Here is a 16,290-nt window from a genome sequence, read left to right on the forward strand (position 1 = left end):
ATGACGACAGTCATCAAAAATGGGCAACTGTACTTAGCTGGACACATTGTTAACGGTGATTTATTACTAGAAAATGGCAAAATTGCTGCAATCGGTAAAGACCTTACGGCTGAACAAGTAATCGACGCAACTGACAAACTAGTAACTCCTGGATTAATCGATCTGCATGTTCACTACCGCGATCCTGGTCAAACCGAAAAAGAAAATGTGCGAACTGGTTCACTTGCAGCAGCTCACGGTGGTTTTACGACCGTCGGGGCCATGCCGAATGTAGTGCCAGTTCCTAATACTCCAGAACTACTTCAGCAAATGGTAGCCAATAATCACCAAAATGGCTTAGTGCATATTTTACAATATGGACCGATTACCGTTAATGAAACGGGTGACCAATTACCAGACTATGCAGGTCTAAAGATGGCAGGTGCTTTTGCCTTAAGTAACGATGGTAAGGGGGTCCAAAATGCTCAAACCATGTATTTGGCTATGCAACAAGCGCGCGTGCAGAACTTAATTATCGCTCAGCATGCGCAAGATGATGCGCTATTCAATCTGGGAGTAATCAATGCCGGAGCTAAGGCGCAAGAATTCTCAGTGCGACCAATTAGTGAACTCGCTGAGACTACCCAGATTGCCCGTGATTTGCTATTAGCGCAAAAAACTGGCGTGCATTATCATGTTTGTCATGTTTCCACTAAAACCAGTGTGGAATTGATTCGGCAAGCTAAGCAAAGTGGAATTAACGTAACTTGTGAGGTAACGCCACACCATTTATTGCTAAACGAGACAGACATAATGCGGGATGACAGTAATTATAAGATGAACCCACCATTGCGCTCACAAGCAGATCAAGCTGCTTTGATTAATGGCTTAAAAGACGGCACCATTGATATGATAGCGACCGACCACGCCCCCCACACTGCTCAAGATAAAGCAGGCGGCTTTAAACGAGCTGCTTTTGGCATTACTGGTAGCGAAGCAGCCTTTAGTCAGTTGTACACGCATTTAGTTAAACCAGGGATTTTATCTTTGTTCCAGTTAATTGACTTATTCACGAATAAACCTGCACAGGCGTTTAATTTACCACATGCAGGCACGATCGAAATAGGTGAACCAGCTGATTTGGCCATTTTTGATTTAAAGCATAGCTCAAAGTTACAGGTAGAAGATTATCTGTCTAAAGGACGTAATACGCCATTTACTGGTGACCAAGTCTTTGGACAAACCGCTATGACACTAGTTGATGGCAAAATCGTTTATCAGAGGAAGGGAAACTAGATGCGTTATTTAATTTTAGAAGACGGCAGTATCTATGCTGGTGAAGGTTTTGGTAGTCAAAGGCAAACTAATGGCGAGGTAGTTTTTACTACGGGGATGACTGGTTATCAAGAAGCGATTACTGACCAATCCTATGCTGGACAAATTTTGGTATTTACGAATCCATTAATTGGTAATTATGGCATTACGCTAGCCGATTATGAGTCACTTGAGCCGGGAATTGCAGGTGTTATCTGTCATCAGGTCGCGCGCCAGCCTGATAATTGGCGAATGCAAACTAGTTTTCCAGAGTTTTTAACTAGTTTGGATATTCCTGGTATCCAAGGCATCGATACTAGAGCGTTGGTCAAAAAACTCCGGGTTCATGGCACTATGCGGGGACAAATTGCTGATTCAAGCGCGCAGGCAGCTGCAATTGCTGAAAAGTTAACGAACAGTAATCCAGTACGAAAAATTGTTGAGCAGGTTTCCACTACCAAGGCCTATCCTGTTCCTGGTTCAAAGCGCAATGTCGTTGTGGTCGATTTTGGTTTAAAGAATAGTATCTTGCGTGAGCTTGCACAACGTGATTGTAACTGTATCGTTGTGCCTTATACTACTTCTGCTGCCAAAATCTTAGCATTGCATCCTGATGGGGTCTTGCTGTCAAATGGCCCGGGCGATCCGCAGGAAATGTTGTCGGCTTGTGAAATGGTTCGTGAAGTTGAAAAAAAGATACCGCTAATGGGAATTTGTATGGGACATCAGGTTTTTGCTTTAGCCAATGGTGCACAGACTTATAAAATGAAATTTGGGCATCGTGGTTTTAATCATCCAGTAAGAGAAATTGCTACGAAGAATATTGGTTTTACTTCGCAAAATCATGGTTATGCAGTACAAGCAGATTCAATTGATCCTAGTCGGCTGCGTGTGACACATGTTGAAGTTAATGATGGCACGATTGAAGGCTTGCAACATAAGCAATACCCAGCTTTCTCCGTGCAGTTTCACCCAGATAGTACTCCGGGACCGCATGATGAAGTTGGACTGTTTGATTATTTTATGCAAATGATTGACCAAGAAAGGAATCAGACTAATGCCTAAAAGAACAGATATTCACAAAATTATGGTGATTGGCTCTGGACCAATTATTATTGGTCAAGCAGCCGAATTTGATTATTCGGGAACTCAAGCGTGCTTAGCATTGCGGGAAGAGGGGTATGAAGTTGTCTTAGTTAATTCTAATCCCGCAACCATTATGACAGATCGTGAGATTGCTGATAAAGTCTATCTAGAACCATTGACGGTTGATGCCGTTTCGCGAATTATTCATCAAGAATATCCAGATGCTATTTTACCAACTTTAGGGGGACAAGTTGGACTTAATATGGCATTATCATTAGCTGAAACTGGTATTTTGGACGAATTAAATATTGAACTTTTAGGAACCAAACTAGCTTCGATTGAGCAAGCTGAAGACCGGGAAAAATTCAAGCAACTTTGCCAATCCTTGGGCGAACCAGTCCCTGCATCTAAAAGTGTCAAGACGGTTACTGATGCTTTAGATTTTGGTGAAGAAATTGGCTATCCGATTATTGTACGGCCAGCCTTTACCATGGGTGGTACCGGCGGCGGTATCTGCAATAATCGCGATGAACTGACGCAAATAGTTAAGAATGGATTAGAACTTTCACCAGTCACCGAATGTTTAATTGAACGTTCGATTGCAGGTTATAAAGAGATTGAATTTGAAGTGATGCGTGATAGTAGCGATAACGCCATGATTGTCTGTTGTATGGAAAACTTTGATCCAGTGGGGATTCATACAGGTGACTCAATTGTGTTTTCGCCATCACAAACCTTGTCGGATAAGGAATATCAGATGTTACGTGATTGCTCATTGCGGCTAATCCGGGCTTTAAAAATCGAAGGTGGTTGCAATGTCCAACTAGCATTAGATCCTAATAGTTTTAATTATGATGTGATTGAAGTTAATCCGCGGGTATCACGTTCGTCAGCGTTAGCCTCAAAAGCTACGGGTTATCCAATTGCCAAAATGGCAGCTAAAATTGCCGTTGGTCTTACTTTAGATGAAATTAAAAATCCGGTTACTGGAACAACCTTTGCGGAGTTTGAACCAGCTCTAGATTACGTAGTCTGCAAAATTCCGCGCTGGCCGTTTGATAAGTTTACTCAGGCTGATCGGCAACTTAGTACGCAGATGAAGGCGACCGGAGAAGTCATGGCAATTGGTCGCAGCGCTGAAGAAGCCTTGCAAAAGGCGGTTCGTTCGCTTGAAATTGACGAAAAGGATTTATACTCGCCTACTGCTCATCAAGCAAGTGATGAAGCATTAACTAAAAAGTTAGTTAAGGTTGAAGACGATCGACTATTTTATTTGGCAGAAGCGTTTCGCCGTGGCTATTCACTGGCTGAATTACATGAATTAACCAAAATTAATTTTTATTTTCTAGATATTGTGCAGCATTTGGTTGAATTAGAACAAGAAATTGCTAGTCATCCACAGGATGTAGCTACTTTAACGACTGCCAAAAGGTATGGTTTTAGTGACCAGACGATTGCAAATTTATGGCACGAAAAGCCTGATCAAGTGCGGCAACTGCGCTATGATAATAAATTGTTGCCAGTTTATAAATTGGTGGATACCTGCGCGGCTGAATTTGCTTCACAGACACCGTATTTTTATTCGACTTATGATTTTGAAAATGAAAGTCACCAATCAGACAAAAAATCAGTGCTTGTAGTTGGCTCTGGACCAATCAGAATTGGTCAAGGAGTTGAATTTGATTATGCTACGGTTCACTGTGTCAAAGCCTTGCAAAGCTTAGGCTATGAAGCAATTGTTATCAATTCTAACCCGGAAACAGTTTCAACGGATTTTTCGATTTCTGATAAATTATATTTTGAACCGTTAACGCTTGAAGATGTCTTGAATGTCTGCGATCTTGAACAACCGGTGGGAGTAATTATTCAATTCGGTGGGCAAACTGCAATTAATTTAGCAGCTGGACTTGAGCAGCATGGTGTTAAAATTCTAGGTACTAGTTTGCAGGATCTTGACCGTGCCGAAGATCGAGAACTGTTTGACAATGCAGTTAAAGACTTAAACTTAAAGCAGCCCCAAGGTATTACTGCTACAACACATGCCCAAGTACTGCAGGCAGCAGAGCAATTAGGCTATCCAGTTTTGGTACGGCCGAGCTATGTTTTAGGTGGCAAGGCAATGGAAATTGTCTATAACCAGACAGAACTTGAGGACTATTTGAATCAACATGCTGATATTGCTAGCAGCCATCCGATTTTGGTAGACGATTATCTTGATGGTCGTGAATGCGATGTGGATGCAATTTGTGACGGAGAGCGCGTTTTAATTCCGGGAATCATGGAACACATTGAGCACGCAGGAGTGCATTCGGGTGATTCGATGGCGGTTTACCCAGCGCAGACTTTTACTCCTGAAATTAAGCAAAAAATTGCACAGATAACTAAGCAGCTGGCCTTAAAACTTAATTGCCGCGGCATCATGAATTTGCAGCTAATTGAACGAGACGGTGAAATCTATATTATCGAGGTTAATCCGCGAGCCAGTCGCACCGTACCATTTTTAAGTAAAATTACTGATATTGAAATGGCACAGGTGGCAACACGGGTAATTATGGGACAAAGTTTGGCACAGCAGGGTTATGCCGATGGGCTGGCTGCTGAACCAAAAATGATTAGTGTGAAAGCACCAGTCTTTTCCTTTAGCAAGTTAGCCGATGTGGATAGCTATCTAGGACCCGAGATGAAGTCAACAGGCGAAGTTATGGGGAGTGATATTAGTTTTCCAAAGGCTTTGTATAAGGCCTTTGCTGGTGCTAACATGGTGATTCCAGATAACGGTAATGTGCTGTTAACCATTGAGGATCGTGATAAGGAAGCGATTTTGCCAATTGCCCAAAAATTCGCGCAAATTGGGTATCGGTTGTTTGCGACAAAGGGAACGGCGGCTTTTCTAGAAAATAACGGCTTGCAGGTTAGTGTGGTAAATAAGTTGGGTGAAAATGACCAACACAACGTTGCGACATCGTTAAAGAATGGGCAGTTTGATTTGGTAATTAATACCATGGGTCATGATGTCGCTAAAAATTCGGATGGCTTCATCATTCGTCAAGTGGCAATCCAGCAAAATGTACCACTAATTACTAGTTTGGATACGGCTCAAGCACTACTTACAGCACTGGAAAATCGCTCGTTTTCAACTACTAGTTTATAAACTATCTTATAAAATTAAAAAAGCTCAGATGCATTTGGTACTTCTGAGCTTTTTAGCTTTACGATTTTTCTTTTTGGATGGTTAAATAGTCAATTATATGTTCATCGATTAAGGCATGAAATTCTTGAAAGTCACTAGTTGTTAACTCTGTTAGCTGGGCTTCCATTTCTGTCTTTACTTGCAAATACTTTAATTTTTTACTGTCCCTGTTTTCAAAGAAACTAATCATCTTTTTAGAGTAAGCGTCTGCTATAAATACTGGTCTTTGGAAGATATAGAGTAAAATCACATCAGCAGTTTCGTTGCCAATTCCCTTAATTTTTAACAGCTCATTGCGTAAGTCACGAGTAGGAATAGTAGTTGAGACTACCTTAGAATTGACATTGAACCTATTAAAATATTGTAAGGCTGCATGAATTGTTTCCGATTTAGCATGGTAAAATCCACTGGGAATAATCAATTCTTTGATTTCTGCGCTATCTAGCTTAGCTAAAAGCTGAGGTTCGAAATTGGTTGCTGATCGCAGATTTTGCAATGACTTTTCGGCATTTAGCCAGTTGGTATTTTGAACAAGAATAGCTCCAATTAATGTTTCCAGTACAGAATCTGAGGGCCACCAGTTTTGCGGACCATAGATGTTAAGCATGTCATGATAGACATCAAGATAATTCATAACGTTTCCTTAAAAAATTTATAAAATTAGTTTTATTTAAATGTAATCGATTTCCAGCCTTAACGTCAAGCTATTTTTGATAAAATGACTAACTAAAAAGCAGCTATGCACAAACTAGCTGCTTTTTGGGTGAATTAATTTACTTTTGGCTAAATTTAATCTCTGTATTAGCCAAGTCGATAGTATAGTCTTCTGCTGCAAGTGGGCGTTTGGTCATGCCCTGATCCGTGGAATAGATGATGAGGCAGAGCTTAGCGCCAACTGGCAGAGTGTAATAGGTTGGCTGCAGTTTAAAGCTTAAGTCGTAAAATTTTCCGGCTTCAATTGGAGTTGGCTTTTGCAGATCAGAATAATTTTGCAAATTGATATGTGCCTTAGTGATTAACTTAGCTGGGGTTGCTTTAGTCGGTACAAATTCTTGCAATGTATCGGTGCCAAAACGGTAGGCTAGTTCTTGACCGCCAGACATCAAAGCCTTAGGTGTAGCAGTTAAACGTTGACGCTCACCAAGTTCTACCAAAGCAACCGAAAGCTGACCGGTTGTTTTGCTGGCAGAAACACGTAACTTAACTTCAGGCCTGCCGACAAGCGTAACGGGATGGATAAATTCATCACTAACAAAGCGTAAGCTAGCTTTAGCCCATTTTGGTTCACCCGCTATAAATTGATTTTGCCATTCTGATTCAGATATTTTGGCAGCTTTAAATTCGCTACCTCCTAGATCAGTGAAAGTTAGTTGCTGCTTGCCATTACCATCTTTTTGCAATGTTCCGTCATTAGTGGGGTAATAGGTTACAGGTTGACCAATTTCATCGCTCCAATCATTTTCAGCGTGCCATTGATCAGCTTGCAGATTGTCTTGCACTAGCACGGTTGACCACTGCTCATCTGTATGATTATCAACTTCCAGCAATTCATGAACGAGCCAGAGATTCATTAAATCAGTAAAATCGATTGAAACCAAGTTATTCATATTATAATGCGGTCCTTGATGTAAGAAAAGATGATGCTCAATTGGTAATTGCTTGACCTTTTGCCACACTTTGTAAACATTCTTTGGTTTGACATTCCAATCATTCAAACCATGGACACTAATCCAAGAACACTTGATTTGATCGGTGTGGTGACGGTAGTTGCGAGCTTCCCAAAAATCTGAATATTGTCCGGTTACTCGATCTTCTTTAGTCAAAAGCGTCTTTTGCATTTCATCATAGCGTGGCTTAATTTTAAGATAGTCGCCTGCATCCCAAAGGTTAGATTGGCAGGTTTCGGCTAACAAGTCTAGGTCTTCTCCTTGACAGGCTTCGGGAGCAATAACTAAGCCATGCTCACGATAGTAATCATACCAAGAAGAGATTGCAGCTTCAGAAATAACGGTTTTCAGACCTGCAACGCCAGTAGTTGCGACAGCAATCTGCAAGGTTCCTAGGTATGAACGACCAGTCATGCCAATGTTACCATTACACCAACTGGCTTTAGTTTCATATTTTTTAGTGCGGTCAGTATAGGCAATTCGGTCGCCATGAAGCCATTCGATAATTTCTTTGGCACTTTCAGTTTCTTCAGGTGAACCGGTAATGCGTAGGCCATCACTGCCCTTAGTACCGATACCGCCAGCAAATACACTAGCAAAGCCACGTGCCAGCATGTATTCGTTTAACGGATAAGAAGATTTACCAGTAGCTTGCTCAGTAGTTGGATAATTTTCATCTCCCGTTGGTTTGGCAGCAATTTGATTAGCGGGTTCATATTGTGGATTAGTCCAGGTGGTGGCGTCGCTTAAATTTTCATCAACGTTATGATTACGCTGTTCATTGCTAATGATTCCGCCAAAATATGGGCTGGCCGTGTATAACGCAGGCACAGGCATCCTGTTACTTTCGACAGGACGGAAAATGGTGGTTTGTAGTAGGTCGGGTTGCCCGTCATGGTCGGTGTCGAGGTCACTTTCAACGTAGACCACTTCCCGAATAACTTTATTAGTATCAAAAATTGGCAGGCTTTTACCATTAAATAAGATAAATTTGTTTTTAGGCCATGTTCCCAATTGCCGATAGAAGTAGCCTTTACCCGCCATGACATCAATTAATAACTGACCATTTTTGGTACGGGTATTTAATAAGCGGTAAAAAGCGCTGATTAATTCAGATTGATTAGTGATGTGGCAAACAACGGGTAATGCTTGCTTATTCATAAAGCGTATTGGATCGGCTAAATCGTAGTCGTAATCAACATGGTAGCCTAATAGTTGCAAAGCAACATTGTAAAATTGCTTGAGACTGATACTTTCAGGATTACTGGTGATGAATTCGGCTAATGACTGCTTGGAACTAACGGCAAATTCTTGCAGTTTTGCTAATCGCGCAGAATCGGCGGTTGGGTTGACTTCAGCTAAGGTATTAGCTACTAATTCGGCTAATAATTGTCCAAAGGATAAATTTTGGTAATTTTTAGGTAAAAAATTAATCGCTTGTAATTCTTGTAATTGGGTTTGGTAGTCAGTTTCGACATAGGCATATTGATTATACTTCATAATTCGCTCCTTTTTTATTTCCTATTGTACTAGTTATTTGAGCAAGAGAAAACGGGCCTTAGCCCGTTTTAGTGTTTTATAGCCAAGTTTCTGTGTAAACTTGCTCGTTAAAGCCGCAGGTAAGTTTATTACTACCGACAACTAATGGTCGTTTGATAAGTTTACCATTTTTCGACATTAAATCAGCTGCTTCATCAATCGACATCTCGGCAATTTTATCTTTTAATTGCATTTTGCGATAATCCATGCCGTGGGTATTGAAGAAATATCGTAAACCGCGGTCCTGATATTGCTTCATCCAACTAATTAACTCCTCTTTTTGAGGTGGCTGCTCGACTAAATCTTGAAATTCAAATTGGACACCGTGATCTTCTAGCCATTTTTGTGCGCTCCTGGAAGTAGAGCAACGTTTGTAACCGTAAAATTTAATCATTTTTCTGCCTTCTTTTTAAATTAATAGTTTAATTATAACAAAACCTGTTAGCAGTCTAAAACTTTAACGCTGTTGGTTGGGCTGACTAGTAAATTTGCTTGGAAGTAAGCTATACTAAGGTAAAATGAGTGATTAACAAGCTAATCTTGAAATGTGAGGAAGAGTAAACATGAAAATTGTAAATTTGGATAGCTATGCGCTAAATCCTGGCGATTTAGATTGGTCAGAATTAGAAAAAATTGGTAATTGCACTTTTTATGATCGAACACCGGTAGACGATGATCAAGAAATCTTGCGTAGAATAGGCAACGCTGAGATTGTGTTAACTAATAAAACGCCACTTGATGAAGCGGTGATTACGGCAGCTCCGCGTCTAAACTATATTGGCGTAACTGCTACTGGTTATAACGTGATTGATCTTAATGCCGCTAAAAAGGCTGGAGTAACAGTAACCAATGTGCCAACTTATGGTACTGAGGCAGTTGCTCAAGCAACTTTTGCTCTATTACTAGAAATAACCAATCAGGTAGGTTTGCATAATCAATTGGTGCATGATGGCAAGTGGTCCAGTAATCCTGACTTTACCTTTTGGGCTAAACCATTGATGGAACTTCAAGGGAAAACTCTAGGCCTAATTGGTTTTGGGGCAATTGCTCAAAAGGTGGCTGAAATAGGTCACGCATTTGGGATGAAAGTAATCTTTTATAATCATCGACCAAAAACTGTGCCAGCAGCATGGGTGGAGCAGGTAAGTCTAGCGCAATTATATGCGCAATCCGATGTTATTAGTCTGCATGTACCACAAACTACGCAGACAACTAATCTGATTGATGCAGCTGCAATTAAACAAATGAAAGCGGATGTAATCATTATTAATACTGCTCGTGGCGGATTAATTAATGAAGCCGATTTGGCGACAGCCCTAAATAATGGTCAAGTTGCAGCTGCAGCTGTTGATGTTGCTCAAACAGAACCAATTCCTGCTGAAAGTCCGCTGCTTTCAGCCAAAAATTGTTATTTAACACCGCATATTGCTTGGGCACCACAGGAAACACGAGAACGTTTACTGGCGATAGTCGTGGACAATTTAATTGCTTTTTTAAAGCATGAAAGATTAAACGTCATTGAGTAAGCTTCGCGGTTACTAGTTCAGTATTTTGGATTGCTATTGTTATCATTGAAAAAACGGCATAAAATGTGGTTATTAGATGTGGATTAAAGGAGCACGCGATGAAAACCAAAACTATTTATCAGAATTGTAATTTATTTGATGGTGAAACGAATCAACTTAAGCAGAATGCTTGGTTAGAAGTCGATGATGAAACGGGTAAGATTACTGCGCTTGGTACGGGGAAGGCGCCGCAAGCGGATAACTGGGTAGATCTTCAAGAGAAGTATGTAATGCCAGGTCTAATCAATTGTCACACTCACATGGTGATGGATCCAACTGATTCTCGGGGCGTGACCGATTTTAATGTGATTGAAACGACTGTTAATGCGGTAGATAACCTGCATACAATGCTAAAGTCTGGCGTTACCTACGTGCGTGAATGTGGCTCAACTTTTGACATTGATTTAACGATTGCTAGGATGATTGCTGAAGGAAAAATTACTAAGGTACCAGAGGTACTGCCTTCGGGACGGCCATATTCAATGAGCGGTGGTCATGGAGATATTCCCAACTTCGGTTATATTGTTGATTCTCCTGACGAAATGCGCAAGTCTGTGCGTCAAGGATTAGCACGTGGTGTCAAGGCTGTGAAAGTCATGGCTACTGGTGGAATTATGACTGAAAAAGATTCGATGGATGATCCACAATTAAGTGTTGACGAGATTCGTGTGGCTGTCCAAGAGGCTCATCACAAGGGACTAATTGTTGCAGCTCATGCAGAGGGAATTGCCGGAATTATGAATGCGCTAGAAGCAGGTGTTGATTCAATTGAACATGGCTACTATGTTAATGATGCAGCCATAGATTTGATGCTGAAAAATGGCACTTATTTAACGCCGACAATTATTGCTGCTTGGGCTTTTCCTGAATATGCGCAAGATATTGCTCCTGCCTGGGAGATGAATAAGGCAAAAACAGCTTTGGCTGATCTGCAAGTAAACATTGCCCATGCTCATGAACGTGGTGTTAAAATTTCACTTGGTACTGATGCTGGTACAACTTTTAATGGCTTTGACAAGACACCAGTTGAGCTCCAGCTTTTAGTTGATACTGGTTTTAGTAACTTTGAAGCTCTGCAAACTAGTGTTAATGCTGCTAAATTAATGAAAATTTCTGATGAATATGGCACCTTAGCTACTGGCAAATATGCCGATTTCTTAGTCCTAGATAAAAATCCTTTAACCGATATTAAGGCAGTTGCCCAAACTAATAAGGCAGTCTATAAGAAGGGCAAAAGGGAGTATTAATTTGAATTAAATATAGGAATACTGCAATCTTACAATATTCATAAATTCCACTATTTTTATCTTAAAAATAGGTTATAATAAGACTAAAAAATTAATTTATGTAGAAAGATGGGTAATTTCAATGGCAACTTTATATAAGAATTGCAACTTGTTTGATGCAGTTAATGAAAAGATTCAGGGAAATGCTTGGCTGCTGGTCGATGACCAAGGTATAATTACTAAAACTGGTACAGGTAAGACACCACAAGCTGAAAAAGTGGTTGATTTGCAAGGACAATATGTCATGCCGGGGTTGATTAACGCTCATACACATATCATGCTTGACCCAACGCTTAAGGTACAAGCAGATTCGACTGAAACAGCGGCTACGGTACAAGCATTGCATAATTTACGTACGTTACTTAAATCGGGTGTCACGGCTATTCGCGACTGTGGTGCCGTATTTGATGTTGATATTCAGTTAATGAAGTTAATGCAACAAGGACTCGTTGATGGTCCAGAAATCGTACCGTCGGGTAGACCAATGTCGATTGTGGGCGGTCATGGTGATTTCACCGTTGGTCAAGATCATGATCAAAATTGGGGTCACTTAGTTAATTCCAAGGCAGAAATGCGGCAGGCTGTGCGTGAAGAGTTCAAGCATGGTGCAAAGAATATCAAGGTTATGGCTACTGGCGGAGTGATGTCACCAACTGACCGAGTAGATGATACGGAGCTAAGCTTGGAAGAATTGCAAACTGCTGTTAGTGAGGCACATTCCAAGCACATGACCGTAGCTTCTCATGCTCAAGGTAATCGCGGGATTGAATTGAGTCTACAGGCTGGAGTCGATTCGATTGAACATGGGATTTTTCTTGATGAAGCACAAGCTGATTTTATGGTTGAGCATAACGTTTGTTTAGTGCCAACGTTGAATGCTAGTCAATGTATCGCTGATGCTGGAGATTTAGTACCAGATTATATGCAAAAGAAAAACTCGCAAATTATCAAAACATTTTATAAGAATGTGGGTATGGCGATTAAAAAGGGTGTTAAAGTTGTTGTTGGTACTGATGCAGGTACTCCTTTAAGCATGTTTGATCGTAGTACGACTCGTGAGATGGATTTGCTAGTTAAAGCAGGTGCAACAACGCTGCAAGCGCTGCTGGGCGCGACTCGCTACGCGGCTGAATTGTTACAGATTGCTGATCATTGTGGAAGCTTGACTGCAGGTAAGGAAGCTAACTTTTTAGTTTTGCAGAATAATCCATTGGCCGATGTTACCGCAGTAAATCAAGTAGATAAGCAGGTATATCAACGTGGTCAGTTAGTTAAATAGTTAACTTGTTAGTAATTTTGAAAATGCTTTTTCATTAGAGAAAGCATTTTTTATTAACGTTATTAGTTACAGGTATAAATATTTCGGTTTACCAAATAAAAAAGTCAGCACCTTGAGGCACTGACTAAATAATGAATCCATTGTTTTAGCAATTATTCAAAATTTAAAGCAAAATCTTCAGCAGTAAAGAAATGTAGCTTGTAATTAAATAGGTAATTAGCCACCAAGCCTAAGGCAATTGGCAAGATAAAGAACAGAATTATTACCAAACTGATATTAGCAAAATCACTAGGTCGATTAGCCAATGCTGCTAGTGGTCCAATTAAGCCAGAGAAGCCGAATCCCGCACTCATTGGCGTGCCTCCAATTTTAAAAATGGCACCTAAGCCACCTAAAATTCCAGCATTAATGGAAATTGGTAATAATAGTTTAGGATTGGTCATCAGATTGGCCATTTGCATTTTTGGTGAACCCAAGAAGTGGGCAATTGAGGTGCCAAAGGAATTCACCTGCCAGCCAAAAATCGCTAAAGCAAAGGATACGCCGACAATACCCAGGTTAGCTGATCCAGCGGCTATGCCTGAAAGGCTAATTGCTGTGGCAATTCCGACAGATGAAATTGGCGATACAATTAATAAACCGAATATAATACCCATGATGATTCCCATTAAAATTGGTTGTAGACCAATTAGGTGTTCAATACCGATTCCAATTAAAGTTGTTATTTTTCCTACTGGGATCAGGGTTAAGTGGCCAATTCCGCCAGCTACTACTAGGACGATTAAGGGCAATAATAAAATTGTGTAGGCTTTTAAACTTTTGCCTAGTAATAAAATCACACCATAGCCAATCATAATAGTAATTGCTATATTAATGACGTCACCGCTACCGTTAACCGTAATATTGCCGTTCTTCATAGTAAAATTACCAGCGCCAGCGATTGCCGCCAAAGCAAGTGCTGAAGTCTGAATCGGTGATAGTTTAGCCGTCATGCCCACACAAACCGCGCTAATTGCTGGTAATAATCCTGATGCAAATGCGGTTAATGCGAGGATAAATTGCAATTGCGGCCAAGTTGGTAATAATGCTTGGACTAGTTGATTAACTAATGCTCCTGGAATTAGTGCGACAACGATTCCGATGGATAGGCCATTTAAGGTATCTAAACCAATCTTTTTAAAAGTTTTCATCAAAATTCTCCTTAAAATAAAAAACACGCAGCTGACGACAACTGCGTGTTTTTTAGAAAAGAGGAACTAATCAAAAAAGTTGAACACGCAGATTGTCTTGAATACTGACCTGTGTGTCTAACTCAATAGCAAATTTGGCACTCAGCTCAACTGTCTAAAGTAACCAAAATAATATTTAACTGAAGTGTAATTAACGTTTATACGTGTCGTCATAATTATAATACCTCTCATAATTGCTTAATAAAATAATACTAGAATCTAGTTAAAAATGCAAGCCTAAATTTATTTACTATAACCAACCTTATACCATAGGGTGTGATTGTTGTTGCTGGAAGATGGTTTTAATGAATATCCTGTAACTTGATCGTTAATAGCGGTAATTTGATAGAAACTATCAATCGGAATATTGTATGCCTCTTTATTCATATAAGTTTGCCATTCATGCAATTTTTTGACACGATATTGATGGTCGAAAGCCTTCTGTGAATCAATTTCTTTTAATAATTTATTGTTCTCAGGAGTTACGAAGCGCGAGTAATTTAGGATAGAACTCTCACTATAATAGGATTGCGGTGAAGGATCACTTGGCAAGCCCCAGCCTGCGGTAAACATATCAACTTTGGGATCGTCATTTTGTAATTTATCATAGAAGGAATTAAATTCAATTAGGCGTCCATTAGTTAATTTAACGTTTAGACCAATTTTATGCCATTGTTGAATATAATTTTGAATAATTGGTTCACGTGTTGAGTCACCAGTCATTGCCGCAAAGTTAATAGTCAAAGGCTTACCATTAGGCTGAGTCCGCCATTTTCCTTTTTTCTTATAACCAGCTTTATCTAAAATAGCATTGGCTTTCTTCAGATTGTAAGAATAGCCTTTCTCATTTTTGTTGAAATAGTCGCCAAATGGTGCTGGAATTAAAGTCGGAATGGCGAACTTGATACCATAAGTGTATCGCTTATCAACGGCATCTGTGTTCATTGCGTACCCAATTGCTTGGCGCAAGGCTTTATTATTCATCTTGGAATTCTTATCCATGACATTTTTGCCTTGTTTGGCATCCCATTTACCAACTTTAAATCCTAAATAATAGTAGGTAAGTGGAACTTGTGAAATAAAATTAACATTTTTGGTATTTTTAACTTGTTTCCATTGGGTTGGAATAACTGTGGCAACATCGAATTTGTGACTTTTAATTGCTTGAGAAGCAGAATTTGAGGCAACTACTTGGGTCACGATTTTATCTAACTTCGGCTTACCACGCCAGTAATATTTGTTTGGTGTCCAAGTAATTGATTGTCCGCGAACCACTTTACTTGCTTGATAAGGACCAAAGAACATAGGCTTTTGTCTAATTTTATCGGATGACTTTAACTTGTTAAATGGAACGTCTTTTAAATAGTGATATGGCTCTGCGGCTTCCCAGAAATAACGATTACCACTGTTGTACATGCCAGGCTTCAACTCTTTGCAATGAATAACAATGGTTCTGCCGTTTTCTCCATCTGGCATTTCAATCCCAGAAATCGTTTCGGCCTTGCCTTCGTGATATTCTTTTACACCAATAATGTTTTCGATATTAGTATTGTAGCGTTCTGATTGCGTCTTTTTATTGGCAATGATTTCATAAGGATACTCCAAGTCCTTAGCAATTACTTGTTTGCCGTCTGACCACTTGACACCTTTCTTAACAGTAATAGTGATAGTACTGGCTTTTTGATCTAGCTTTAAGGTAGCTGGCCCTTTGTTAGTAATGCGGTAATGGTCATCAGTGTCAAACAAGGTTTCCTGACCAGGACTGGCGGCTTGCGAGTCGATATCACTAGTTGACAATTCATTAGAAAAGATTCCTGAAAATGGCGTATCAGTTTCTAGTGCAACTTTAAGTGTACCACCTTGTTTTGTCTTTTTGACTGGTGTTTCATGTGCAAATTTGCTGACGGACTTTGATTGATTATCATTGTTGGTATTTTTGTTATTACTACATGCGGCGAGGGTTAATGCCGACAAGCTAATAGTACTAATTGCTAATAAAGCTTTATTTTTTCTCATCAGAATGCTCCTTTTATAATGTTGATTAAAGTGATGATTAAAATTTTAACAGACATTATGAAAAAAGCAAATAAAGATTAAAAAAATTGTAATAATACAAATATTTAATTTTTAATAGATGTGGTATAATCATAAGATGC

General features: G+C 39.8%; 11 protein-coding genes. 6 read left to right on the forward strand and 5 right to left on the reverse strand.

Annotated features, from left to right (window positions below; translation table 11 throughout):
- The 3 genes from OZX56_RS03310 to carB are packed head-to-tail and all read left to right on the forward strand — an operon-like array spanning window position 1 to window position 5,530.
- On the forward strand, window positions 1-1,275 hold the full coding sequence (locus OZX56_RS03310) for a dihydroorotase (RefSeq protein ID WP_277140169.1): 1,275 nt from the start codon (window positions 1-3) through the stop codon (window positions 1,273-1,275).
- A complete protein-coding gene (locus tag OZX56_RS03315) occupies window positions 1,276-2,358 on the forward strand; it encodes a carbamoyl phosphate synthase small subunit (RefSeq protein WP_277140170.1) in 1,083 nt (360 codons plus the stop codon).
- Complete coding sequence (gene carB / locus OZX56_RS03320) at window positions 2,351-5,530, forward strand: carbamoyl-phosphate synthase large subunit (protein WP_277140171.1); 3,180 nt, start codon at window positions 2,351-2,353, stop codon at window positions 5,528-5,530. The genes OZX56_RS03315 and carB overlap by 8 nt, the downstream gene beginning before the upstream one ends.
- Before the next feature lie 58 nt (window positions 5,531-5,588).
- Here the strand turns inward: carB and OZX56_RS03325 are convergent, their stop codons facing one another.
- The 3 genes from OZX56_RS03325 to OZX56_RS03335 form a co-directional block, all read right to left on the reverse strand.
- On the reverse strand, window positions 5,589-6,203 hold the full coding sequence (locus tag OZX56_RS03325; protein WP_277140172.1) for an endonuclease III: 615 nt from the start codon (window positions 6,201-6,203) through the stop codon (window positions 5,589-5,591).
- Between the two features lie 139 nt (window positions 6,204-6,342).
- A complete protein-coding gene (locus OZX56_RS03330) occupies window positions 6,343-8,736 on the reverse strand; it encodes a Xaa-Pro dipeptidyl-peptidase (RefSeq protein ID WP_277140173.1) in 2,394 nt (797 codons plus the stop codon).
- A gap of 76 nt (window positions 8,737-8,812) precedes the next feature.
- Entirely contained in the window at window positions 8,813-9,169 is a 357-nt protein-coding gene (locus OZX56_RS03335; protein ID WP_277140174.1) for an arsenate reductase family protein, read from the reverse strand.
- Window positions 9,170-9,338: 169 nt separating this feature from the next.
- Here OZX56_RS03335 and OZX56_RS03340 point away from each other — a divergent pair, with 169 nt between their 5' ends.
- From OZX56_RS03340 to OZX56_RS03350, 3 genes are all read left to right on the forward strand, one after another.
- Window positions 9,339-10,301: a D-2-hydroxyacid dehydrogenase gene (locus OZX56_RS03340; RefSeq protein WP_277140175.1), complete on the forward strand. Its 963-nt coding sequence runs from the start codon at window positions 9,339-9,341 to the stop codon at window positions 10,299-10,301.
- A 98-nt stretch (window positions 10,302-10,399) separates the two neighbouring features.
- The gene (locus OZX56_RS03345; protein WP_277140176.1) at window positions 10,400-11,587 is read left to right on the forward strand and encodes an amidohydrolase family protein; all 1,188 of its coding nucleotides are present in this window, start codon (window positions 10,400-10,402) and stop codon (window positions 11,585-11,587) included.
- A 121-nt stretch (window positions 11,588-11,708) separates the two neighbouring features.
- A complete protein-coding gene (locus OZX56_RS03350; protein ID WP_277140177.1) occupies window positions 11,709-12,905 on the forward strand; it encodes an amidohydrolase family protein in 1,197 nt (398 codons plus the stop codon).
- Between the two features lie 152 nt (window positions 12,906-13,057).
- On the opposite strand, the gene OZX56_RS03355 is transcribed toward OZX56_RS03350, so the two are convergent.
- Both OZX56_RS03355 and OZX56_RS03360 read right to left on the reverse strand, forming a co-directional pair.
- A complete protein-coding gene (locus OZX56_RS03355) occupies window positions 13,058-14,098 on the reverse strand; it encodes a PTS sugar transporter subunit IIC (RefSeq protein WP_277140178.1) in 1,041 nt (346 codons plus the stop codon).
- Between the two features lie 279 nt (window positions 14,099-14,377).
- Complete coding sequence (locus tag OZX56_RS03360; protein ID WP_277140179.1) at window positions 14,378-16,150, reverse strand: oligopeptide ABC transporter substrate-binding protein; 1,773 nt, start codon at window positions 16,148-16,150, stop codon at window positions 14,378-14,380.
- Window positions 16,151-16,290 lie beyond the last annotated feature (140 nt).

The organism is Lactobacillus sp. ESL0684, from assembly GCF_029392675.1.
Classification (GTDB): Bacteria; Bacillota; Bacilli; order Lactobacillales; family Lactobacillaceae; genus Lactobacillus.

Bases quoted from the DNA above. Each gene is read 5' to 3' on its own strand.
- OZX56_RS03360 (WP_277140179.1), bottom strand. From the start codon at position 16,150: ATGAGAAAAAATAAAGCTTTATTAGCAATTAGTACTATTAGCTTGTCG.
- OZX56_RS03310 (WP_277140169.1), top strand. From the start codon at position 1: ATGACGACAGTCATCAAAAATGGGCAACTGTACTTAGCTGGACACATT.
- OZX56_RS03340 (WP_277140175.1), top strand. From the start codon at position 9,339: ATGAAAATTGTAAATTTGGATAGCTATGCGCTAAATCCTGGCGATTTA.
- carB (WP_277140171.1), top strand. From the start codon at position 2,351: ATGCCTAAAAGAACAGATATTCACAAAATTATGGTGATTGGCTCTGGA.
- OZX56_RS03350 (WP_277140177.1), top strand. From the start codon at position 11,709: ATGGCAACTTTATATAAGAATTGCAACTTGTTTGATGCAGTTAATGAA.
- OZX56_RS03335 (WP_277140174.1), bottom strand. From the start codon at position 9,169: ATGATTAAATTTTACGGTTACAAACGTTGCTCTACTTCCAGGAGCGCA.
- OZX56_RS03315 (WP_277140170.1), top strand. From the start codon at position 1,276: ATGCGTTATTTAATTTTAGAAGACGGCAGTATCTATGCTGGTGAAGGT.
- OZX56_RS03330 (WP_277140173.1), bottom strand. From the start codon at position 8,736: ATGAAGTATAATCAATATGCCTATGTCGAAACTGACTACCAAACCCAA.
- OZX56_RS03345 (WP_277140176.1), top strand. From the start codon at position 10,400: ATGAAAACCAAAACTATTTATCAGAATTGTAATTTATTTGATGGTGAA.
- OZX56_RS03325 (WP_277140172.1), bottom strand. From the start codon at position 6,203: ATGAATTATCTTGATGTCTATCATGACATGCTTAACATCTATGGTCCG.